General features: G+C 48.3%; 26 protein-coding genes. 18 read left to right on the forward strand and 8 right to left on the reverse strand.

Annotation, left to right across the window (positions count from 1 at the left end):
• Window positions 1-53: 53 nt before the first annotated feature.
• The 4 genes from HI950_RS00285 (at window position 54) to HI950_RS00300 (ending at window position 3,793) form a co-directional block, all read left to right on the forward strand.
• The gene (locus HI950_RS00285; protein ID WP_169082119.1) at window positions 54-1,037 is read left to right on the forward strand and encodes a phosphotransferase; all 984 of its coding nucleotides are present in this window, start codon (window positions 54-56) and stop codon (window positions 1,035-1,037) included.
• A 66-nt stretch (window positions 1,038-1,103) separates the two neighbouring features.
• On the forward strand, window positions 1,104-1,517 hold the full coding sequence (locus HI950_RS00290) for a hypothetical protein (RefSeq protein WP_169082118.1): 414 nt from the start codon (window positions 1,104-1,106) through the stop codon (window positions 1,515-1,517).
• Between the two features lie 149 nt (window positions 1,518-1,666).
• Entirely contained in the window at window positions 1,667-3,025 is a 1,359-nt protein-coding gene (locus HI950_RS00295; protein ID WP_169082117.1) for a hypothetical protein, read from the forward strand.
• A 99-nt stretch (window positions 3,026-3,124) separates the two neighbouring features.
• Window positions 3,125-3,793: a DNA alkylation repair protein gene (locus HI950_RS00300; protein ID WP_169082116.1), complete on the forward strand. Its 669-nt coding sequence runs from the start codon at window positions 3,125-3,127 to the stop codon at window positions 3,791-3,793.
• Between the two features lies 1 nt (window position 3,794).
• On the opposite strand, the gene HI950_RS00305 is transcribed toward HI950_RS00300, so the two are convergent.
• A complete protein-coding gene (locus HI950_RS00305) occupies window positions 3,795-5,186 on the reverse strand; it encodes an MFS transporter (protein WP_169082115.1) in 1,392 nt (463 codons plus the stop codon).
• 128 nt (window positions 5,187-5,314) lie between these two features.
• On the opposite strand from HI950_RS00305, the gene HI950_RS00310 reads away from it, so the two are divergent.
• The 3 genes from HI950_RS00310 (at window position 5,315) to HI950_RS00320 (ending at window position 6,684) form a co-directional block, all read left to right on the forward strand.
• Window positions 5,315-5,620, forward strand: a complete 306-nt coding sequence (locus HI950_RS00310) for an ArsR/SmtB family transcription factor (protein ID WP_169082114.1) — start codon at window positions 5,315-5,317, stop codon at window positions 5,618-5,620.
• Between the two features lie 59 nt (window positions 5,621-5,679).
• Entirely contained in the window at window positions 5,680-6,255 is a 576-nt protein-coding gene (locus tag HI950_RS00315; protein ID WP_169082113.1) for a GNAT family N-acetyltransferase, read from the forward strand.
• 99 nt (window positions 6,256-6,354) lie between these two features.
• Window positions 6,355-6,684 carry a hypothetical protein gene (locus tag HI950_RS00320; RefSeq protein ID WP_169082112.1) on the forward strand — a complete coding sequence of 110 codons (330 nt, stop codon included), beginning with the start codon at window positions 6,355-6,357 and terminating at the stop codon, window positions 6,682-6,684.
• Here HI950_RS00320 and HI950_RS00325 read toward each other — a convergent pair.
• The gene (locus HI950_RS00325; RefSeq protein WP_169082111.1) at window positions 6,640-7,659 is read right to left on the reverse strand and encodes a potassium channel family protein; all 1,020 of its coding nucleotides are present in this window, start codon (window positions 7,657-7,659) and stop codon (window positions 6,640-6,642) included. The genes HI950_RS00320 and HI950_RS00325 overlap by 45 nt on opposite strands.
• A gap of 187 nt (window positions 7,660-7,846) precedes the next feature.
• Here HI950_RS00325 and HI950_RS00330 point away from each other — a divergent pair, with 187 nt between their 5' ends.
• From HI950_RS00330 to HI950_RS00340, 3 genes are all read left to right on the forward strand, one after another.
• Complete coding sequence (locus HI950_RS00330) at window positions 7,847-8,239, forward strand: phage holin family protein (RefSeq protein ID WP_169082110.1); 393 nt, start codon at window positions 7,847-7,849, stop codon at window positions 8,237-8,239.
• Between the two features lie 89 nt (window positions 8,240-8,328).
• Window positions 8,329-8,730, forward strand: coding sequence for a YhjD family protein (locus HI950_RS00335; RefSeq protein ID WP_169082109.1), 402 nt, complete (start codon window positions 8,329-8,331; stop codon window positions 8,728-8,730).
• Between the two features lie 135 nt (window positions 8,731-8,865).
• Entirely contained in the window at window positions 8,866-9,255 is a 390-nt protein-coding gene (locus HI950_RS00340; RefSeq protein WP_169082108.1) for a cupredoxin domain-containing protein, read from the forward strand.
• Between the two features lie 70 nt (window positions 9,256-9,325).
• Here the strand turns inward: HI950_RS00340 and HI950_RS00345 are convergent, their stop codons facing one another.
• Window positions 9,326-9,592: a hypothetical protein gene (locus HI950_RS00345; protein ID WP_169082107.1), complete on the reverse strand. Its 267-nt coding sequence runs from the start codon at window positions 9,590-9,592 to the stop codon at window positions 9,326-9,328.
• A 109-nt stretch (window positions 9,593-9,701) separates the two neighbouring features.
• Between HI950_RS00345 and HI950_RS00350 the strand changes: the two genes are divergently transcribed.
• The 5 genes from HI950_RS00350 to HI950_RS00370 all read left to right on the forward strand — a co-directional run bounded on the left by HI950_RS00350 (window position 9,702) and on the right by HI950_RS00370 (window position 12,462).
• Window positions 9,702-9,989, forward strand: a complete 288-nt coding sequence (locus tag HI950_RS00350; protein ID WP_169082106.1) for a Dabb family protein — start codon at window positions 9,702-9,704, stop codon at window positions 9,987-9,989.
• A 152-nt stretch (window positions 9,990-10,141) separates the two neighbouring features.
• Complete coding sequence (locus HI950_RS00355) at window positions 10,142-10,561, forward strand: DUF86 domain-containing protein (protein ID WP_169082105.1); 420 nt, start codon at window positions 10,142-10,144, stop codon at window positions 10,559-10,561.
• A 109-nt stretch (window positions 10,562-10,670) separates the two neighbouring features.
• Window positions 10,671-11,303, forward strand: a complete 633-nt coding sequence (locus HI950_RS00360; RefSeq protein ID WP_169082263.1) for a helix-turn-helix transcriptional regulator — start codon at window positions 10,671-10,673, stop codon at window positions 11,301-11,303.
• Between the two features lie 208 nt (window positions 11,304-11,511).
• The gene (locus tag HI950_RS00365; protein ID WP_169082104.1) at window positions 11,512-11,994 is read left to right on the forward strand and encodes a DUF948 domain-containing protein; all 483 of its coding nucleotides are present in this window, start codon (window positions 11,512-11,514) and stop codon (window positions 11,992-11,994) included.
• Window positions 11,995-12,036: 42 nt separating this feature from the next.
• Window positions 12,037-12,462: a YtxH domain-containing protein gene (locus HI950_RS00370; RefSeq protein WP_169082103.1), complete on the forward strand. Its 426-nt coding sequence runs from the start codon at window positions 12,037-12,039 to the stop codon at window positions 12,460-12,462.
• A gap of 114 nt (window positions 12,463-12,576) precedes the next feature.
• Here HI950_RS00370 and HI950_RS00375 read toward each other — a convergent pair whose 3' ends face one another.
• From HI950_RS00375 to HI950_RS00395, 5 genes are all read right to left on the reverse strand, one after another.
• Window positions 12,577-13,797 carry a sugar phosphate nucleotidyltransferase gene (locus HI950_RS00375; RefSeq protein ID WP_169082102.1) on the reverse strand — a complete coding sequence of 407 codons (1,221 nt, stop codon included), beginning with the start codon at window positions 13,795-13,797 and terminating at the stop codon, window positions 12,577-12,579.
• Between the two features lie 101 nt (window positions 13,798-13,898).
• On the reverse strand, window positions 13,899-15,644 hold the full coding sequence (locus tag HI950_RS00380; protein WP_169082101.1) for an alpha-glycosidase: 1,746 nt from the start codon (window positions 15,642-15,644) through the stop codon (window positions 13,899-13,901).
• Window positions 15,645-15,691: 47 nt separating this feature from the next.
• Entirely contained in the window at window positions 15,692-16,498 is an 807-nt protein-coding gene (locus HI950_RS00385) for an SDR family oxidoreductase (protein WP_169082100.1), read from the reverse strand.
• Between the two features lie 183 nt (window positions 16,499-16,681).
• Window positions 16,682-18,328, reverse strand: a complete 1,647-nt coding sequence (locus HI950_RS00390) for an MDR family MFS transporter (RefSeq protein WP_169082099.1) — start codon at window positions 18,326-18,328, stop codon at window positions 16,682-16,684.
• Window positions 18,329-18,379: 51 nt separating this feature from the next.
• On the reverse strand, window positions 18,380-18,832 hold the full coding sequence (locus HI950_RS00395; protein WP_169082098.1) for a MarR family winged helix-turn-helix transcriptional regulator: 453 nt from the start codon (window positions 18,830-18,832) through the stop codon (window positions 18,380-18,382).
• A gap of 267 nt (window positions 18,833-19,099) precedes the next feature.
• Between HI950_RS00395 and racE the strand changes: the two genes are divergently transcribed.
• The 3 genes from racE to HI950_RS00410 all read left to right on the forward strand — a co-directional run bounded on the left by racE (window position 19,100) and on the right by HI950_RS00410 (window position 21,258).
• Entirely contained in the window at window positions 19,100-19,909 is an 810-nt protein-coding gene (gene racE, locus HI950_RS00400; RefSeq protein ID WP_317618277.1) for a glutamate racemase, read from the forward strand.
• Window positions 19,910-20,038: 129 nt separating this feature from the next.
• Window positions 20,039-20,926 (forward strand): M14 family metallopeptidase, encoded by an 888-nt coding sequence (locus tag HI950_RS00405; protein ID WP_223285058.1) that lies wholly within the window; start codon window positions 20,039-20,041, stop codon window positions 20,924-20,926.
• An 89-nt stretch (window positions 20,927-21,015) separates the two neighbouring features.
• Entirely contained in the window at window positions 21,016-21,258 is a 243-nt protein-coding gene (locus tag HI950_RS00410) for a hypothetical protein (RefSeq protein ID WP_169082095.1), read from the forward strand.
• The last annotated feature ends 4 nt before the right edge of the window (window positions 21,259-21,262 follow it).

Genomic DNA, 21,262 nt, shown 5'->3' on the forward strand with positions numbered 1-21,262 from the left:
ATTTGGGGTATAGACTGCTATATGATGATGCTAAAAAGGTAAGGGGAAACCTAATGTACACTCAACCAACTGCTTTGCGGTCCGTATTAGATCACAACTATTTGCAATATTGTTTAAGCGAACAATATGATATTGGACAGTGGAGCGAATGCTTGTTTTGGCTGCGAGGATTAAACGATACCTATCGGGTTCGAACTTCGAAAGGGTACTATATTCTTCGCGTTTATCGCCATGAGATAAAAGAACAGGATGTTTCTTATGAGCTATCCTTGTTAAATCAACTAAAGGTGCTTTTGGGTTCCGAGCACACGAGTGTAGCAGAGCCGATTGCTAAAAAAGACAATCATTTTTATACCGTAATTGAAGCTGCGGAAGGAAAAAGGGTTGCTGTCCTTTTTCGGTTTATTCAAGGCAAGGAGAATGGGCTTCATGATGAGAAATCCTGCTATGCATTTGGTCAGTCTGCTGCTCAGCTGCATGAAGCTATGGATCAAGTGAATTTAGAGCAGCCCCGCTATGTTTTGGATTGCGACTTTCTCATTGATCAGCCATTGGAACGCATTGTGAACTACATTGGCGATAATCATGAGGCGGCATCCTTTCTACAACCATTCGCTCAAGCGTTGAAAGATCGTATCGTTGATGCAGCCAATCAAGGTCTGGACTTTGGAATCTGTCACGGCGATATGCATGGGAATAATAACGCCATGGAACAATCCGGGCATTTTACCCATCTCGACTTTGAATGGTCCGCTAAGGGCTGGCGGGCTTATGATCTTGCTCAAGTCCGCGCGAGGAAACGGCAGCAAGAAGAGACAAAGGAACAGCTTTGGCATGCTCTAATGGCAGGATACCGTTCCATTCGAACGTTCTCGGAGCAGGATGAAAAGGCGATTGAGCTTTTTGTTATTGCTCGTAGATTTTGGGTGATGAGCCTGGATGTTGCTTTTATCCCTAGCGATAATGGCGCTATTGATTATTCGGAAAACTGGCTTGATGGATTTATAGCCGAATTTCGTAAAACCAATATCGTGTAGCGATGCACTCCGTTGGAACTTACTGCCTCTTTTACTCGTTATTATTGAAAGAAGGGGGCGGGTTTTTTGAGGTTAATGGTGATTATCGCAATCGTCACTTGTTTTGTAGCAACGGGATGTACAAACGCCGAAAATAACATAACGTCAGCACAGGTAAAAGAGGTATTCAGTAAGCATGGCATTCTGCTCATAGAAGAAACGGAATCCAATCCAAATGCTGTCTTTTCACGAGCATATAATGGTGTTTTGCCTGAACGATTTATTTTTAATGGCCAGTTAATTAGCCTGTATGTCTATCGCTCCAGCAGAGAAGCTGAAAAAGGAATAAAGGATTTTGAGAAAAAAACAGCAACAGCAGGTGTCGAAGCACACAACAGGTATCACATATCGAATATTGTTCTTTATGATGTTATCGATGTAGAATATCCGGATAAGCGGGTGGTGACGGCAGTACAGGAATTAAAGTCTCTAAGCTCATAAGGAAATTAAAATAAGCCGAAAAACGATTGCGCATCGTTTTTCGGCTTTAAATAAATGTATTGACACTATTGTTTTTCAATTGGTATACTATGGAACATTACATATTTCCGATTAAAACTATCGGAATTAATTAACGGGAGGTAATGTTCATGAGAAAAACGCAGTCATCGTACTCCAAATTGCTAGTAGCACTTCTCTTGTCCTTCTCTATCATCTTCACACAATCAACAGCTTTTGCCGCATCACCTGATGCATCAGCAACACAGCAGGAGGATGGCGCAGCACAATATAAGCTGTTTTTGAAAGAAAAATTTGATGTCAGTCTCTCGGGCAAAGTGACCAAAGGCGACTTCATTGAGGCGGTAGCAGATATCCTCGGCTACAAGCCGTCGGGCAAAGAAGTAGCCTTCTCCGATGTAAAGCCAGACAGCGAATTGTATACGGCAGCTGCGGCTTTGTATGAGAAAGGGATTTTGTCAGGACCGGCCATTCAGGGCGAACAGGCGCTAACGAATGCCGTAGCGGTATCGATTGCGGTTAGAGCGGCAGATCTGAAAGAGCTTGCGTATACATACCCGGCTGCTAAAGTTAATAAAGCTTTGACGAAGCTGAACGTAAAAAGCAGCGCGCTTGGCACAAAAGGGGCTCAAGAGGCAGCTGCTGCCGTTGATACAGGCCTGCTGACAGCAGACTTGTATTCCAGCTTTAAGCCAAAAAATGCGGCTGGCGAGCAATTGATCAACACGCTGCTCGGCAAAGTATTGATTACAAAAGGACTTTACAAAAAATATATCGGATATGTTAACGATGGCGATATTTACGCGAAGCTGAACAATGCATACCATACATCGGATATTATTGATGCTCCTAAGCTGCAGACGCTTGTAAATACGGCGCTGAGGCAGGATTTGATTACTGGCTACAACATCAAGGACTCGCGTTTCAACGCTAATTTTGTGGATTCCTTGTCCCTCATTTACGGACATTCCGATTTCAATCATGCGATTCAGCTGATTGGCCTGCTTCGCAGTGAAGGTTTAAACGCAAAGGTGCAATTTGAGCCAAAAACATCTGCCTTTATCTTTTTAGCGGAGTGGGGCACGCCAGGACCAAATGTTGTTCAAATTGAAAATGGCAACTACATCTCTTACGCCAAAGAGTATGATCTTGCCTTTGAGTTCGCGAATGCGGCGGATAAAGCCGCTTTCCAGGATGTTATTTTAACGTATGCGAAAAAAGACAAGGCTGACCAAACGGGTTTGATCATTGAATCATGGTGGCAGCCGCTGTACTATTCACAAACGGAATTGAAGGACTATGAAGTGATTACAAACAACTTTATTTCGGACCCGGATAGCCCGTATACGGTAAATCCGTTCTCGCTTAACGAAGATTCCGCGAAGGTTATTGCAGGCTTGAAAGCCATTGATCCAAACGTGAATGTTACGCCGATTCAATTCTGGGTAGATAAACCGTTTTACAGATATTTGCATGATGAGGCGGTTTAATACTGCCTAATCGGAATAAAAGCAACATTGCAGCCCTGACCGTCATTGATGGTTGGGGCTGCTTTATGTTATCGTTCAAGGAAAAGGAGCTGCTAACCTATGACTGCGATTGCAAAGGCGCTAGAAGCGCAATTTAGGGAGCATGCGAGCCCAGAAAAGGCAGATCCGATGGAGGCATATATGCGCGGCCAATTCGTATTTCTCGGTATTAAAACACCGGAGCGGACGCTGCTGCTGCGAGAGTTCTGGAAGCATAACGAAAAGCCGAAGGGCGAGGAGCTTCTGCAAACAGCGGAGCAGCTGTGGCTGCTGAATGAGCGTGAATTCCATTATGTCGCGATGGGGCTGCTTGAGAAATACAGCAAAGAGGCAGCGCCAGCGCATATCGATAGGCTGGAGCGTTGGGTGACGACCCACTCGTGGTGGGACACGGTTGATTTCATAGCGGCGCATCTCGTTGGCTATCATCTGTCGAAGTATCCGGATTTAATAGCAGATTATGCAGAGCGCTGGATTATGTCGGACAACCTGTGGCTGCGCCGAACGGCGCTCTTGTTTCAGCTCAAATACAAGCATCATACCGATACGGAGCGGTTGTTTGACTACATACGCCGAACAAAGGATGAGAACGACTTTTTTATTCGCAAGGCGATTGGCTGGGTGCTGCGGGAGTATGCAAAAACCGATGCATCCATCGTGCATCGGTTCGTGAACGAAACGGCGCTCTCCCCGTTAAGCAGGAGGGAAGCGCTGAAGCATATGCGGTAGCCTATTGCGGGTTGTGTTCCCCAAGCGGCTGCCTTGACGATGAGTAGTATAGCCAAGAGGCTGCTATGGCAAATAGAGCGATTGCAGCCATGCCCCAAAAAATATTCGAAAATGCGCGGCTAAGTGGAATCGCGCTTTGCGAGGCCAGCACGATGCCGCTAATCGCGACACTGAAAGCGCCGCTAATGAATTGCGATAGCTGGAATAAGCCCATTCCTGCGCCAACATGCTCGCCTGGCAATATGCGCGACAGCTCGTTGGAAACGCTCGAATTTAAAGCAGAAAAGCCGACGCTCATCACTATATAAATAATCATAACGACATAGAAGGAACGATCTGCAAACAAAGCAAAAGAAACAGCTGCGAGAAGCAACGGCAAAGGCGTGAGACGAAGCAGCAGACTGTTGCCGAAGCGATCGATGATTTTGCCAATTCGGTTCGAAGACAGCATGGCGACGAGCGCGCCTGGAAAAATGATTAGGCCGGCTTGACCGGGCGTCAGCCCGTATAAGTGAATAAGCACCTGCGGCAGCAAGAACAGCGTTGCAAAATTGTTAATATATGAGACGATGCCAAGCGTGATAAGGCGTATATATCTTTTATTTCGGAACAAAGATGGCTGTACAAAAGGATTTGCCGCGCGGTTAATGCGAAGCCAAAATAATACAAGCGCGGTTATACCGCCAATTAGCGCAATCCAAAAATGGTTCGTCAAATACAATAGCACACCGGTTGATCCGATTCCGACAAGCGAGGCGCCCAAGACGTCGAAGGTGCCTTTGCTTACAGCTTCATCTGGGAGCAGTCGGTAGAAGACAGGAATAAAGAGCAGCGAGATGCCGGTTACGATAAACAGATCGTTCCAGCCCAAATATTGCGTGATCGCCCCGCCGATTACGGGTCCAAGCCCAAGTCCAAGCGATGCAGCGGAAGTAATAAGCGCCATCGATTTGCCGCGCCTGTCGAGTGGAATGAATCTCGTAATCAGGACGATCGTCAAGCTAAGCACGGAGCCTGCTCCTGAAGCCTGTAGGAGCCGAGCGACAAGCAGCAAAATATAATGATGGCTAAAATAACCTAGCACGGACGCGCCGCCCATGGCAATTAATCCGATTGTGAGCAATAATCGAATGGGAACAAAGTCGGACAACCTGCTGTAGGTTATGGATGAAATGGCAAAGACGATGGAATAGCCGGTTATGATCCATGAAGCAGCGGAGGAGGAAAGCGTAAATTCCTGCGTTACTTGCGGAAGAGCCAAATTGAACATCATCGTATTCATAATGACTAAAATGACGGTTAAGCCAAGCAGAGGGATAACGAGGCCGTCTCGAAAGGCGGGCCTTGCCTCAGCGGATTGTGGTGGGGCAGTAATCGTTGCAGCGTTTCTCATGGTACCTCCATAGGGAATATTTGTATTTTATTTATTGTTTTCATTGTTCGATTATTATCGTACTATGAGAATATAGCATGATCTTTAATATCAAGCAATAATGCTTGATCAGAGAGGAATGAATTTGTGTGAAAATATTATTTCATCCCAATCGCGATGATATTGAGCTTACTTCCGTGCTCTATGCATTAAGCGATCCTATCCGGCTCAGCATTGTCATCGATATCATGAAGAGCGGCGAGCAGCCCTGTGGCCACTTTGATTTTCCTGTCGTAAAGTCTACAATGACACATCATGTTCGTACTTTGCGTGAGGCGGGTGTGCTTAACGTTCGCAAGCAAGGCACCCAGCATTTTTTGACGCTGCGCCTTGACGATTTGAATTTGCGTTTTCCCGGGCTGCTGCAGGCTGTTATTCAAGGTGCCTCGATTTAACTCCGGCTATTTTGAAAGCATGCCGGTTATGTGTTTTTATGAATAAAGGGGCTGGGTGGATGGCACTATCATACTCATTTCAAGTGTTTCCTCGGATGGAAACGGAACGGTTTATTTTGCGCAAGACGGAGGAGCGCGATACGAAGGATTTGTTTGAGCTTTATTCGAATGAGGACGTCGTAAAATATACTCCGCTATTGCCTTTCACTGAAGAGGCAGAAGCATGGCAGGAAATGAACTGGCATAGGGAGATTTTTGCTCAGCAAATCGGAATTAGATGGCTAATCGAGGAGAAGAGCACAGGCAAAGTGATCGGAACTTGTGGTTTCTTGCATTATTTGAAGGAATATGCCCGTACCGATATCGGTTATGATCTGGCTCCGAGCCATTGGCGCAAAGGCATTATGAGTGAGGTAGCGGCGCCGATAATAGCCTTTGGCTTCAACAGCATAAAATTATACGGCATCGAAGCGAAGGTAGATCCGGCAAACGATGCCTCGATTGGTCTGCTGACCAAGCTTGGATTCAAGCAGGCAGGCGATGTAAAGGAATATGAGATCGAGAAAGGGATGTTCGTTGAGCTTCTTGTATTTTCGCTGCTGCGGAAGGAATTTTCTATGTTGGAAAAGAGTTAAGCGGCTTTCATAATGAAGGCTAAGCGCTTATAATAGTAGGAGTGAGCTAAGGTTTACGAAGTAACGTTTTTCTACAATATTTTCTAGGAGGGCAAAATCATGTCCATAAGCAAGGCAAAAAAAGCTAGACAGAAGCTGGCGCAGCAGGGGCGCATAACGCCGGATGTACTGCGAGGCAGCTGGCAAGGCGTCGTTCCAACGATCAAACGAACACCTACGCTGCAGGAGAAGCAAGCCAAACTAAATAAGAAACACCGAAGGAATCACGCGAATTACAGCGATGGTTCCTTTTGCATTTATAAAGGCCAACGTAATATATCGTTAGCGGAATGCTCGAACTACGGTTGGAGCATTCCGTATGAAATCGCGAACCATTCGCATGAACTATCGCTTCTCAGATCTAATCTTCGAGATGGTCTCGTCATTTGAAATCACGAATAATCGGGCATCAGCCGGAATAGGCGTATCCAGCTTGCGGTTAATGCTCATGTCAGCACGGTCGGCAATAAGGGTCGCCCCTTTGCGCAGCAGCGCTTGGAAGGCGTCGTCGTAAGTGGACCAACTCGGGTCAACGGCGATCTCGAATACGTCTTCTCCATATTTTCTGCTGAGCAGCTGCATGAAGATATCGACATTGCCTTCCATTAAAGCGGACCGCACAGCCAGCCTGGATACGGCATCATGCGATAAAATAAAATCATTTACCTGTACATGCCGGAAATTAACAATATGCTTCTCCAGTACGATTTCTACCGTCGTATGCACAGAGGGGGCAGCCTGTTCAATGCTGGATGCGATGAGCAGCGATTTGCCGTCGATTAGCGAGGTGTCGTCGATGCGCGGATCGGCAAATATAATCGCCGAGCGTGCTTTTTGAAGATTAGCCTGCTCCAGCACGTCAACCGATGTCGGATCGCCGCTCACAAAGTGTACCCTCGGAATATCGAACGGGTGCTTATCGCTGTTATCGATAATTATGATAGCTGCTTTAGAATCCGAGTCGAGCAAATCCTCAACCGCCAGCTGCGCTTTTTTACTCCAATTAATGACGATAATATGCCCTTGACCTTGAAATTTCAATTTTCCACCTTCTCTTCTTCGCTGAAGTTCAGCAATCGAATCGATAATTTTTCCGATTAATAAGCTGAGCAGACCAATTCCAAACACATAGAGCAGCATAGCAAGCACCTTGCCAGGCACTGTCTTAGGGAAATAATCGCCATAACCAACCGTTGCTACCGTGGTCATTACCCACCAGAGAGCATTAAACCAATGGCCGAAGGTGCCGGGCTCAAGCAGGAACGCAATCGTAGAGCTGACGAGTACGAGCAATAGCGTTGCAAAAACGACAAAGTAATGGTTCAAACGTAGAAGCTTGATCGTAAGTTTCAAAAACAGCTGCATGCCAGTCACCCTCGTTTCAAATATTGCTTTATCCACCATACTATCTTTTCTAGCATTTTCCAATATGAAAATGATTCAAACGAATAGCCTTTTTCGCAGTATGCGGCTTGCCGATCATTGTGAAGACGGACAACCTTTGTCATCGATGCATATCATATGGTACGTAGAATGAAGGAGAGGTGGGATCATGCCCCAAACATGGTTTTGTTCGATTAGCGGTCTGGCAGGTGCGGCGATAACGTTTGCTTTCGGAGGCTGGATGGAGTCTCTTACCTTACTAGTCGTTGCGATGGGCATCGATTATATTTCTGGCATTACTGCATCCATCAAAGAGGGGAAAGGCTTGAACAGCGTTTTTGGATCATGGGGATTGGCGCGAAAAGGATTAATGCTCCTCGTTATTTTATTAACGCATCGAATCGATGTATTGCTTGAACTGAACAATGCGACGATGGGTGCCGCCATCTATTTTTATATTGCCAACGAGCTGATTTCGGTAACGGAAAATTACGGACGGATTGGGCTTCCACTCCCCGAGAAGCTACGCAAAATAATTGAAGTGCTTAAGAATAAGAAGTAAGTAAATATTGGATTGACTTAAATGGACTTGCATGAATTCGTAGTCCCTGGCTATAATAAGAACAGATGTTCCTATTTGGAGGGGTGGCAATGGCCGCTAATGAGAAAGAAGCCCGCGGCAAAGTCAGAACGGCATCGCATCCGCCGATACAGACCGAGGAAGAGCTCGAGCTGGTGAAGCGATACGTGCTGCTTGGAATCGTTATGCGTATTTTGGATCATGATATACGAGTGATCGGCACTTCTGCTATTAAGCTCCCGCGGTTTTACGATTCTATGCTGCGCGGCATGCAGGATCGGGTGCTGCTTGAGCTCGCTGCGATCCGCAGGCAGTTTAGAGAGATGGGCATTAAAGTGTACGAGGAGAAGCGAGAAACGGATGGCTTGCATGCCGAATATGTTTGCAGGGGCTACCATCACCGATTTTTTATGCTGTGGGGCTTTGTGAAGGCGGAGTCCGAGCGAGTCTTAAAACAGTATTTGTCCAGCTAATTTTGGATTTGTTCATGGTTTTGTCAAAAAAGCGAAAAAACTTTTCCTCTTTCTGTAGTTTAAGGTTGAGAACATCGGACGATCTTATGTAATATAAGAGGTAGACATTATGAACGCAAAGGGGAGCACATAGCAATGCATAAGTGGATTATGTTTACTTTATTTGCAGCGGCGTCGTTGCTGGGCTTATATTTGCTCACATTCGCCTTGCCAGCTAAGCCGGTTGACGAGTCAGCCTCGTTGCCAGAGGGTATGAGTTTATTGAAAATTGTGGCATCCAATGATTTCGTATTCGATCAAGAGGAGTACAAAGTTAAGGTTGGAGACAAAGTCAGACTTAAGCTATCCAATAAAAGCGGCATTCACGGGTTGAATATTGACGAGCTTAAAGTATCCCTTGATAATGACCACCCAGAAACGGACTTGGAGTTTACAGAGCCAGGCACATACAAGATCTATTGTTCCATTCCGTGCGGCCAAGGACATGCAACAATGCATTCTACTTTAGTTGTTGAAGCTGCTTAAACCCAAACCGATTAATGGATTGTAAACATGCGAAAGGAGCCGAAAGGCTCCTTTTTGTTGAAATAAATAGTTATCGTGCCGAATGGGGATGACGATCGCTTTTGCGGGCGCGCGCAATGAGCACATCGGCGATAAAGCCAAGCAGCGCCCATGTGATGATGGTAAGGGCATACATAAGCAGGACGCTTACCTCATGCACGTCGACAAATAAATCGACCACCCATGCGGGTATGCTTAACATGAAAAAAATCATGTTGTGCGGGTCATAACCTGTGTAATTAAACAAGCAAATAGCAAGCCCGATTAAGGTAGCAACAATTGTTACCGGATAGCGCATAACGTACCGATCTCCTTCGCGTTAAAGATTGCCGTAATGCGACTGCATAGGTTATTATGTGACAAAAGGACGAAAGTCATGCGACAAAATTAGAGGAGGAACAAATACAATGATTACTCATATCGTTTTTTTTAAACTAAAGGATGGCAGCGAAGAGAGCGTAGCACGTACCGCGCAGGTGCTTAGAGATATGGAAGGCAAGATCGAAGTGCTGAAGTTCATTGAGGTAGGCATTGACGTTGTTCACTCGGAACGCTCTTACGATATCGCGCTTGTTACTAAATTCGAATCGTTGGAAGCATTGGAGATTTACCAAGTGCATCCTGTACATAAAAAAGTAATCGAGCATATGATGCAAGTTCGCGAAGCTTCCGTCAGCGTTGATTTTGAGAGCTGAGAGGCAGGTTAACGGCTTATGAGCGACATGAGAGATGTTTATGAAGTGCTGACGTATTTGTTAGTCATTATTTTTAGCAGTATTATTATGGTAGCATGGCTTAAACGCAAGGCGAAAAAAAAGAAGTAAGGCTGAAAGCGGGCGACTGATTGATGTATTATGTGAATCGCGAACAAATTGCCGTACGGTTGAATTCGATAACAGAGGTTGCCTCTGCGCTGCAATCGCTTGCCGCTAATTGGCAGGGAACGCTGCTTGAAGGCTTAGCGCAGGAGAGAGCGCTGCATCTAGCCATTGAAACGGTGACGGATGTCGGCAGCTTCCTGATCGATGGGTTTATTTTAAGGGATGCGAGCAGCTATGAGGACATCATCGAAATTACGGGTGAGGCGGGCGCTTTCCCGGCGGATATGCAGGCGACGCTTACCGAGCTTGTGAAGCTGCGCAAGCCGCTTGTACAGGATTATTACGTCTGGAAGCGCACGGAGCTTCATCCGCTTACCGAGGTGCTCTCTACGCTGATGCCTGCCTTCAAGGAAGCGGTAGAGGGCTACTTGGAACGCGAGCTGTAGGTAAAATATGCTTGATTTACGAAAAAGTCAAAATACGTTACAATGACGCTATCAAGCCTGCAAAGGTGGTGAAGGGTTGAAGCGGACAAGGGCGGTAGGAACGGCTGACATGACGGCTGACTCGCGAAGAGACAGCTCAACGCGAGAGAGAATATTGATGCTGCTTAAGACTAGCGGCAGAATGAATGCCGGCGACTTGTCGAGCGAGCTGGGTTTGACAGAGATGGCGATTCGGAGGCATATGTATACGCTCGAGAGCGAAGGCAGCATAAGCATCGTTGCTGTGCGCCAGGCGATGGGCAGACCGCTGCATGCTTATGAGCTGACGGCGGAAGCGGACGAGCTTTTTCCAAAAAACTATCATGTTCTCGCCTTGGATTTGCTTGACGAGCTGGCGGACGACCCGGATACTGCAGCGCTTATCGATCGGATGTTTGAAGGCAGGAAGAAGAAGCTGCTTGATCGCTACGAGCCGCGTATGGCAGGCAAAAGCATAGAGCAGAAGGTTAGCGAGCTTGCTGCTATCCAAAATGCCGGAGGCTACATGGCAGAAGTGGAAACGAAGAGCGATGGAAGCTTTATGCTCTACGAGTATAACTGTCCAATTGCACAAGTTGCCGGGAAGTACCAGCAGGCATGCAGATGCGAGCTGTCTTTGTTCAAATCATTGCTTGACGTTCCCGTAGAACGAACGGAATGTTTGGCTAAGGGTGGCGGCAAGTGCAGCTATCGCATCGGTTAACAGAATAAATAAGGCGACCTGAAGGCTGTCTTGGCAAATCGGAGAAGATTTGCTGAGACGGCCTTTTTTTGTTTTGGAAAAAAAGGATTTTTATGCCGGTTGTGTCATGACAAGCCCATGCTGCTTATACTGTCATTACGCAAGTGGGCATTCGTCTAGAAGCGTATACGTATAGCTCTGCGATTGATGGAGGGGGAGGGATACGGTCATGGTCATGACATGGAGTGCGGCCATTGCAGCCGGTGCATTTGTTGTGCTGGTGACAGGCATACTACTGGTATTACGAGCAGCGCTTAACAGGCTTGGACAGGTGCAAGCTGCGGCTGAAGCGATGCAGAAGGATTTGCATAAGCTGTCGCTCGAGCTTAGCGGGCTAGTACAGCCAGCAGAGGATACGATTAAGGCAGCTCATCGGCAACTGGAATCGGCGAGCAAGCTGTTCGAAGCCGCTGGGCAAATTGGCGGAGCGATCGCGCATACGACATCGGCAGTTGAGCGCGTAACGTCCGTATTGTCGGAATCGGCTGAGCATCATGCGAAGCGGTACGAGACGAAGCGGCAGGTCGGTGATGCGCTTGAATGGGCTGAGCTAGGAATGGCGGCCTGGCAGCTGTGGCAAACTAGCCGAAAGACAGCGGCGCCTTCTGAAGATGACATGAACCCGTACCAGAATCGGAACCCTGATCAATAGCACAAGACGAAGAGCACGCTAACCATGAAAGGAGCAACTATTATGTCAACTCGTAAACAAACAAAAGGATTTTTGCTTGGCGCAATTGCAGGAGGTGTTGTAGGCTCTGTAACTGCTTTATTATTGGCGCCGAAGGCAGGCAAGGAGCTTCGTCAGGATATTTCGGTTCAAGCGCAAAAGGTAAGCGATACGACAGTGAAGGTTGCTGGCCAAGTAAGTGGTACGACTGGCCGCATTGCCAAGCAAATTGGAGATCAAGCGGTTCAAATCGCTGACAAAACGAAGCAAGCCGCCAGCCATGTCGTTAGCGGCGTAAGAGCACGCGCCAAAGGCACAGAAGAGACAGAAGCGATTGCCGACTCCGCAGCTATTGAAGATCTATCAGAAGCGGTAGATGAGCAAGCTTCGAGCGCAATCGAAGCGGTAGAAGCTGGAGAGACGGAAGCGGCTGCATCGAAGGAGCTTTAATCAAGCTCCTTCGATGAGTCATTCGTGACAAGAACGAAGAAAAAGGCAAACTGCTCTGAGCTAAAGCTCCTGCAGCTTGCCTTTTTGTTCATTGCCGAAGGCCGAATCCACGAGTCAGCCCACAATATTGCTGTGATGATGAATGGAGTCTGTACAAAGAATAGTAGAGAGCGGCTCCAAATTGTAATCGTTTCGGGATGGAGACGCTACGTTAATCGCTTCGCCTGGTCCAACTACGCATATTTCGTCATTTAATCGACCGATGTACGCGCCATCGTGAATAATAGCTCCTTCGCCGATAATGGCGCGATGAATAGTGACATTTTTACCGATTCGAGCGCCAGGCATAATGATGCTTTCGTAAATTTCGCTGTTTAGTCCAATCGACACGCCAGCGCAAACGATGGAGCGGGTCACTTCCGCTTCCACGGTAGAGGATGGATGAAGAATGGAATCTGTAATTGCTGCATGGGGACTCAAATAGGACGTTTCGGCCGCAGTATGGCTTCCGGACAGCGCCCCACAGTCGTTAGATGCAAGGCGCAGCTCGCCATCTAACAGGTCCATGTTCGCCTCCCATAGACTATCAATTGTACCGACATCCCGCCAATAGCCATCGTAGGTATATGCCGCCATATGGGCTTTAGAAGAGAGAATGGACGGAATAACATCTTTTCCGAAATCGTGACTGGAGTTGGGGTTAGCGGCATCCTCCAGCAGGAACCTCTTTAAATCCGCCCATCGGAACAAATAAATGCCCATGGATGCTAAGTTGCTTTGCGGTTCAGCAGGCTTCTCTTGAAAGGAGCGGACGCGATCTTGCTCATCCGTTGTGAGGATGCCGAAGCGGCTTGCTTCGCGCCATGCGACTTGCTTGACGGCAATGGTAACTGCAGCCCTTCGCTTCTTATGAAATTCCAGCATAGGCTCATAGTCCATTTCATAAATATGGTCGCCAGAGAGAATAAGCACATGCTCAGGAGCTTGCTGATCGATATAATCCATGTTTTGATAAATCGCGTCGGCCGTTCCAGCATAACCCGCCAAGCATTTACGCGAGGATGGAAGAAGGGCTACTCCGCCGGAAGCTTTATTTTCGGAAAATTTATGATTAGAGCTTGTTACATATTGATGGACGGAATCCGCGCAGTATTGCGTAAGGACGCCAATAGTTGTGATATTGGAATTTGCACAGTTATTCAGCGGGAAATCGATCATGCGAAAGCGATCGCCAAAAGGAATGATGGGCTTGGCTGACTGACTCGTAAGCGGAGCTAAGCGTCTTCCTTCTCCGCCGGCTAATAACATGGCAATGCAATCAGTATGTGTTTTCAAATTAATTTCCCCCTGTCCGTTATGAGTAATTGCTGCGTGCGTCCGTTAACTACTAGGATTCATTAACCTTCATAAGAGGCATTGAAACCAAAGCATCAAAATTAAATGTCCCGATATAAAATCCGAAAGTCGAGCGGCTCAAGCTCGAGTTGAAGCTGATTATCGATCCTCGCTACCTCATCATTCGTAAGGGCGTCACGCCAATCGTCTGCTTCCATGAAGTGCGAAAGCGTTACAGTATCCTCCGTATTGTTGATCCATAGGGTGAAATGCTGCTCATTATTCAACCGCTCATAAATCAAAGCTCCCTTTTCGTTATCCGCGTGAAGGAAGCGGAACCGCCCGTCACGAAGGGCTGCATGCTGCTTTCGAAGCGCAATCAATAGCTGATAAAAATCAAACAGCTCGCGGTCCTGCTTGCCTTGGTCCCACTCCATGCATTTGCGGCAATCCGGATCGTCGCCGCCATCCATTCCGACTTCATCGCCATAATAAACGCAAGGAATACCCATAGAAGTGAACATAAATACGACGGCTAGCTTTAAACGCAGCTTGTTGCCGCCAAGCATCGTCGCTGCACGCGTGACATCATGGCTGGATAGAAGATTGAATAGTGCCTCATTGGTCTGCTGCGGATATCTCATGAGCAACCGATTAATTTGATCGGCGAAGTCCGAGGCCATTCCCTCAGACGAACCAAAAAAGTCCAAAACGCAATTCGTGAACGGATAATTCATCGCGGAATCAAATTCATCCCCACGCAGCCAATTGAGCGAATTGCCCCATACTTCTCCAATGATGAAAGCATCGGCTTTCTCCTTTTTGACAGCAGTACGGAAATCCCGCCAAAAGGCGTGATCGACCTCATTGGCAACATCGAGCCTCCATCCGTCGATATCTGCTTCCTTCATCCAGTAAACCGCGATATCAAGCAAATATTGCTTGACTTCGGGGTTTGCCGTATTCATCTTGGGCATATTGCCATAAAAGCCGAAGGTAGCGTAATTGGCGACGCCATCCTTGACCTCTACGGGGAAGCCGTTCAGATGGAACCAGTCCTTGTACTTGGAGTTTTCTCCATGCTTCAGCACGTCTTGGAATGGAGGGAACTGCTCGCTGGTATGATTGAATACGGCATCCAGCACGACGCGAATCTCCAGGTCGTGGCAGGCCTTCACCAGCTGCTTAAGCAGCCCGGCATCACCGAACTGCGGATCGATTTGCTTATAATCGACCGTATCGTATTTGTGATTGGAGGGAGCAGTGAATATAGGCGTCAAATAGATCGCATTAACGCCCAAATTCGTTAAATGGCTAAGGTTATCGATAATACCTTGCAGATCGCCGCCAAAGTGGGATTCAATGCTTGGCTGCTCGCCCCAAGGCAGCACGCCATCGGGATCATTGCTTGGATCGCCGTTAGCGAAGCGGTCCGGCATGATTTGGTAAAAAATCGCTTGCTTAGCCCACTCGGGCGCGTCAAACAGGTCGATGGCATGTATGTATGGAACATCAAAATACCCGCCGGCTGGGGCAGGCTGCTCCTCAAAGATGCCTTTCTCAATTAGCCATAGCGTCTCTTCGCAGCTGCGAACGCGAAACCCGTATGAAAAGCGCCGCTGCTCCGGTTTAACCACCGCCTCCCAATAGTCGAATAAAGGGTCCGCCGCAATTTTCTCCATCTGAACGTCCAGACGATAATTATCCCAGTCGTATTTGTCCCCCGTTACCGCTACAGCTTCTTCGACATCGTTTCTTTTGGTGCGGAGCCTGAGATGAAAGGTATCGCGGTCGTAAGCGTATGCCCATTTGAGATCGGGCGAATGGTGCAAGCATTCTTTGAACATTGGCTCCCACTCCTGTATATATGATTTTGGCTAGCAAAAAATAAGCATTATCCGCGAAGCAGTGATTCTGCACCGTCAATGTACACGGCAGTGCCGGAGATATGGCTGGATTCCTCTGAGGCGAGGAACAAAGCTAGCTTGGCTACTTGGGCTGCGCTTCCGGGTCCGTGCTCCAGCGGCTGGCTGCCTTCCGGATACTCAACGGGAATCGTTACGCTTGAAAGCTCGGGCGTCCGCTCGGTATTTTCCTCAATATTCGTCTCAATAGCGCCAGGGCATATCGCATTGACGCGAATTTTATATTTGGCAAGCTCCAGCGCGGCCATTTTGGCGAACGCGACCTGTCCGGCCTTGGTGCTGCTGTAAGCGCTGAAGCCGATATTGGAAAATACGCGATTGCCGTTTATGGAAGCCGTAATGAGGATGCTGCCGCCCTTATCCTTCAATAAAGGGATGGCATGCTTGACGGTAAGGAAGGTGCCGCTCAAATTAATTTGCATCGTAGTATTCCAGTCGTCGAAATCCATAAGCTCGATCGGGGTCAAAACGCCGTTAATGCCGGCATTGGCATAAACGATATCCAGCTTGCCGTAATGCTCCCGTACTTGCCGATAGGCGTTTGCCATTTGAATTTCATTCGAGATGTCGGCCTCAATCGCTAGACAATCTACGTTATAAGCCCGAATGCTGCGGCAAACCTCCTCCATTGCGGCCTCTTTAACATCCAGAAGAGCTAAGTCAGCGCCTTCCTTCGCAAACTTCAACGCAGTCGCTTTGCCAATCCCGGAGCCAGCCCCCGTAATGAGCGCAACTTTTCCTTGCAAGCGGCCAATCGATTGTTGATTTTTTGTCATCAAAATATCCTCCTTGAATGTATAAGTGGGATTACGCTGCTTGAAATGGTTTTAATTGTATGTACCCGATATCGAGCTATCGAAACAAGCTGATGGGACAAAAAAAGGACCGCGAAGCTACTTAACGTAGTCGTTCGCGGTCCTTTTCAGCGCGGATAGGGCGCTTTATAAGATCCATTTTGATTAAAAATGGTTGACTTGGGGCTCTGAGCCTGAGCCCGCAGCTTTTTTATCCTCCTTCGTTTGCTGGACGAGCTTCACGTTCTTCAGCAGCAGTGTAAGGACTGTTCCGACTAAAATGAATGCTAGTCCAACCCAGAAAACGGTATGCAGGGAATCGATCAGCGTAGATTTCACGACGGGCACCATTTTTTCGGTGAGCTCCTTCGGAAATTGCGACAGCACTTTCGGATCGAGTAGGGTCGAGTAAATCATTTGCGGATTGGTAGCAACGGTTGCAGACGTTTGATCCGCGAAGGTTTTTGCTTCCTCCGGAAGCTGTCCAAGAAGCGGAACGAGACGTTCCTTCAAATGGCTGCTCGATTGCATGTTCATAACAGCACCCAGCAGGGTCATGCCGAACGTGCCGCCGATTTGGCGGAAGAACGTGCTAGAGGACGTAACGACGCCAAGCTGCGATTTGGGATAGGACTCCTGCAGGACGAGCGTGAGGAGCGGCATGACGAGCCCGATTCCGATGCCTAAAATAACCATGAAGGACGATGCTGTCAGCTTAGCCGTCGATGCGTCGAGCGTTGTAAGCAGAAAGAAAGCGGCTGCTACGACGATCATTCCGATTGCGAGCTGCAGGCGAACGCCGATCTTATAAACGACTTGACCGCCAATAACGCTGAAAATCATCATCGAGATCATCATTGGCATCATGACGGTACCCGACTCGGAAGCCGATATGCCGACGATCCATTGCATGAAGAGCGGCACGAACATGATTGCGCCGAACATGCCAAGGCTCATAAAGAAGCCGATGCCGTTGATCATCGTGAAGGTTCTGTCTTTAAAAAGCTTAACAGGCAAAATAGGCTCTTCCGTCGTCGCTTCGATACGGACGAACAGCGTCAAAGACAAGGCGGCTAGAACGAATAAGCCGATGATTTGCCAAGAGAGCCATTCAAATTCACTGCCGCCAAGCGATAGGCCTAGCAGTAAGCTGACTACGCCGACAACCATAGTGAAAATGCCAGGCCAGTCGAATTTGACCTTGCCCTCTGCTTTTTTGCCGCTAAGTGATATGGCAATGAATACCGTTGCAAGAATACCTACAGGCAAGTTGATGTAAAACACCCAGCGCCAGTTCCAAGCGTCGACGATCCAGCCGCCGACCTGAGGTCCAAGAACGGAGGAGAGGCCGAATACTGCTGCAAAAACGCCCTGCCACTTGGCACGCTGCTTGCCTGTGAATAAGTCGCCAATAATGATCATCGCCATCGGCATCATAATACCGCCGCCAAGACCTTGGATCGCGCGGAAAATAATTAGCTGCTCGATATTACCGGCCAAGCCGCAAAGCGCCGAGCCAATGATGAAAATGATAATTCCGCTGACATATACGAGTTTCCGGCCGAGTAAATCGGCAAGCTTCCCGGCAATAGGAACAATCGTTGTTGATGTGAGCATATAGGCGGTAGTAAGCCAAGCCATCAGCTCTAAGCCGCCCATTTCCCTGATGATCGTTGGCATTGCCGTGCCGACGATCGTGCCGTCCAGCGCTGCGAACAGCATCGCAATAAGCAAGCCGATAATCAATAAGCCGCGCTTGTTGCCGGTTTCGGATGAAGGCAGCGGTGCTGCCGCTTGTTCTGTGTTTTCCATCTGTGTTAATCTCCTGTTCCTCTGTTAGTCAGTCAGACGGTTCGAAGCTTGTTAATCGTCCTTCGAAAGCTCGGCTGCTATTTTCTCGAATGTTTGTACAAATTGCTCCATTTCCGCCATGTCGAGCTTCCGCAGATGATGCTTCAGCATAGCTTCGACATCAGCCTTTATGCGAAGCAGCGCTTCGCTCCCTTTGTCCGTGCACTGCACGAGTACGACGCGTCGATCCTTTGAATCGTGAAACCGCGCTGCATAGCCGTTGTTCACGAGCCGATCGAGCATCACCGTGATGGCGCTCGGCTTCACGTCCATTTTGTCGGCCAGCCTGGATACTGTCATGTTCTGTTCGTTCGATATCATGCTTAAGATGTAGCACTGGGGGGCGGTCAAGCCATTGTCCAGCTTCAGCGCTATGAGTGATCCAAGCCTGCGGTGGGTTGTCGTCATCGCGCGATGGAATCGTTCTGCGATAAGCTCAGAAGTCGGGTCAGACTGCGGCTGCATGTCGGTTCTTCAGTAGTATATAGTTAAAGCATTTAAATATTAAGTGATATACATTTAAGCTGTCAACAAGAAAAAAGAGCTGGTGGACAGTGTGGTTTTGCCAGCCGAATTAGCAATGGATTTGCAGCAGCAAGCCGTGTTTATCATTGCGAATCTGCGTTGAACCTTGTCCATATTTACGATAAGATGTAGGTACGTTTTTGTGGCTGTATTCATATGCTATTCTGTCTCGATTCATTACACTTTGTTTAGGAAAGCGGTGTGTTTGTGCAGCAACCGATTGCGATACTAGATTCAGGCGTGGGCGGCCTTACCGTTGCCAAGGAAGTCATGCGCCAACTACCGCGCGAAAAAATCCTTTACTTCGGAGACACGGCTCGGACGCCTTACGGTCCACGTTCTTCTGAGGAGATCGTTCGCTTTACGAGAGAAATTGTCGATTACCTCATACAGTTTAATCCGAAAATGATAGTCATAGCATGTAATACGGCAACCGCAGCAGGACTTGACGATATCCGCTCAAGAGTGCCAATTCCCGTTGTTGGCGTTATTAATCCTGGCGCTAGGGCGGCAATTGGTCTGACGGTAACGGGCTGCGTCGGCGTTATCGGCACGGAAGGCACGATCAAGAGCGGCGCATATGAGCAGGCTCTGCGCAAGCTGTCTCCCCATGTGAAGGTCGTCAGCTTAGCGTGTCCGAGCTTCGTACCGCTGGTGGAAAAGGGGAAATTCCGTACACTTGAAACGTTTGAGACGGTGCGCAGCTCCATTGGCCATTTGCGCGAATATCCGATGGATACGTTAATTCTTGGCTGCACGCATTATCCGTTTCTGTCGGAGACGATATCCGAGGTAATGGGCCAGAGCGTCAAGCTGATCAGCTCTGCAGACGAGACAGCGCGTGAGATCAGTACGATTCTGTATAACCAAAGCAAGCTGTCGCGAGGCGACATTGTGCCGGTGCATCAGTTTTTTTGCAGCGGCGATACGAAATTGTTCCAGTCGATTACCCAGCAGTGGCTTGGCGAGCAAATCGAGCTGACGCCCGTCGTCTGGCAAATACCAAATATCGTGTAAGCACATAATACGCGAAATAGCGGAAGCCGGGCCTGCTGAGGGCGCGGCTTCTTTTTTGCTTATGCTTCATAGGACATGTGCTGCGCCGCATAGCATGATAGGAACAAATTGATGCATCAGGAGGCGATCATGATGTATTCCTTACAAACCTATAGCTATCTCGATTTAACGGAGGGCGTAAGGCAGCTGACGGGCAAATACCCTTTTTTGTCGGCACACGTTATTGGACAAAGCGTGATGGGCAAGCCAATATTAGCGCTTCGCTGCGGCAACGGTCCGCGTCGTATTCATATGAACGGCTCCTTTCATGCCAACGAATGGATAACGTCTGCCCTGCTAATGCGATTTGTGGCGGATTTGTCCGCAGCCTATTGCACCGGCGACCCCATAGGCACTCAGCAAGTGGAGGACCTGTGCAGAAAGGTGACGCTATGGGCCGTTCCGATGGTGAATCCCGATGGCGTCGAGCTCGCGCAGTACGGCGCAATGCCGACGCATCCATTTTATAGACAGCTGGTTGAATGGAACGGAGGCTCCGAGCAGTTTAGCGGATGGAAAGCAAATGTGAGGGGCGTTGATCTAAATGATCAATTTCCTGCGTTCTGGGAAGAGGAATGCAAGCGCAGAGGAATAGCAGGACCAGGCCCGCGCGACTATCCAGGGCCGTTTCCGCTAAGCGAGCCGGAAGCATTCGCGATGGCTCGTTTTACGCAAACGATTGGATTCGATGCTGTTGTTGCGCTTCATACGCAGGGTCGGGAAATTTATTGGAACTATCGCGATTTCGAGCCGGCTGAGGCGGAGCAGCTTGCACGAAGGCTAGGGCAGGTTAGCGGCTATGTGCCGGTAAAGCTGACGGGCAGCGATGCGGGTTATAAGGACTGGTTCATTCAACATTTTCGCAGGCCGGGATTTACGGTAGAAGCTGGCTATGGGGAAAATCCGCTGCCGATGAGCAATTTTGACAACATCTATATCGAGCTGCAGCCGCTGCTGCTAGAGGCGCTTCGTCTTTAGCGGCTATCGGCCGCGTTTGTGAGGAGTAGGTATGGAAGACCTGGTTATGCTATAATAATCGGAAAAGGTCAGCGAAGGAGGGATTTCTGATGCGTAAAATGCTGTCGCTGCGTCACTGGCAGCGGACGTTTGCCCGAATTTTCCAACTGCTTCGTTCTAAGAACGTTTCCTTGCTGGACAAGCTGATTTTTACCATACCTGTTTTCCTTTACTGGGTATTGCCGGATGTGCTTCCGCTGCCGTTTTTGCCAATTGATGATATTGCGGTTACGATGCTGCTTGCGGAATGGTTTGCCCGTAGAATGGAGACCAAGTATAATATGAAATTATGATCAT

It is taken from the genome of Paenibacillus sp. PL91 (genome assembly GCF_012935325.2).
Lineage (GTDB): Bacteria > Bacillota > Bacilli > Paenibacillales > Paenibacillaceae > Pristimantibacillus.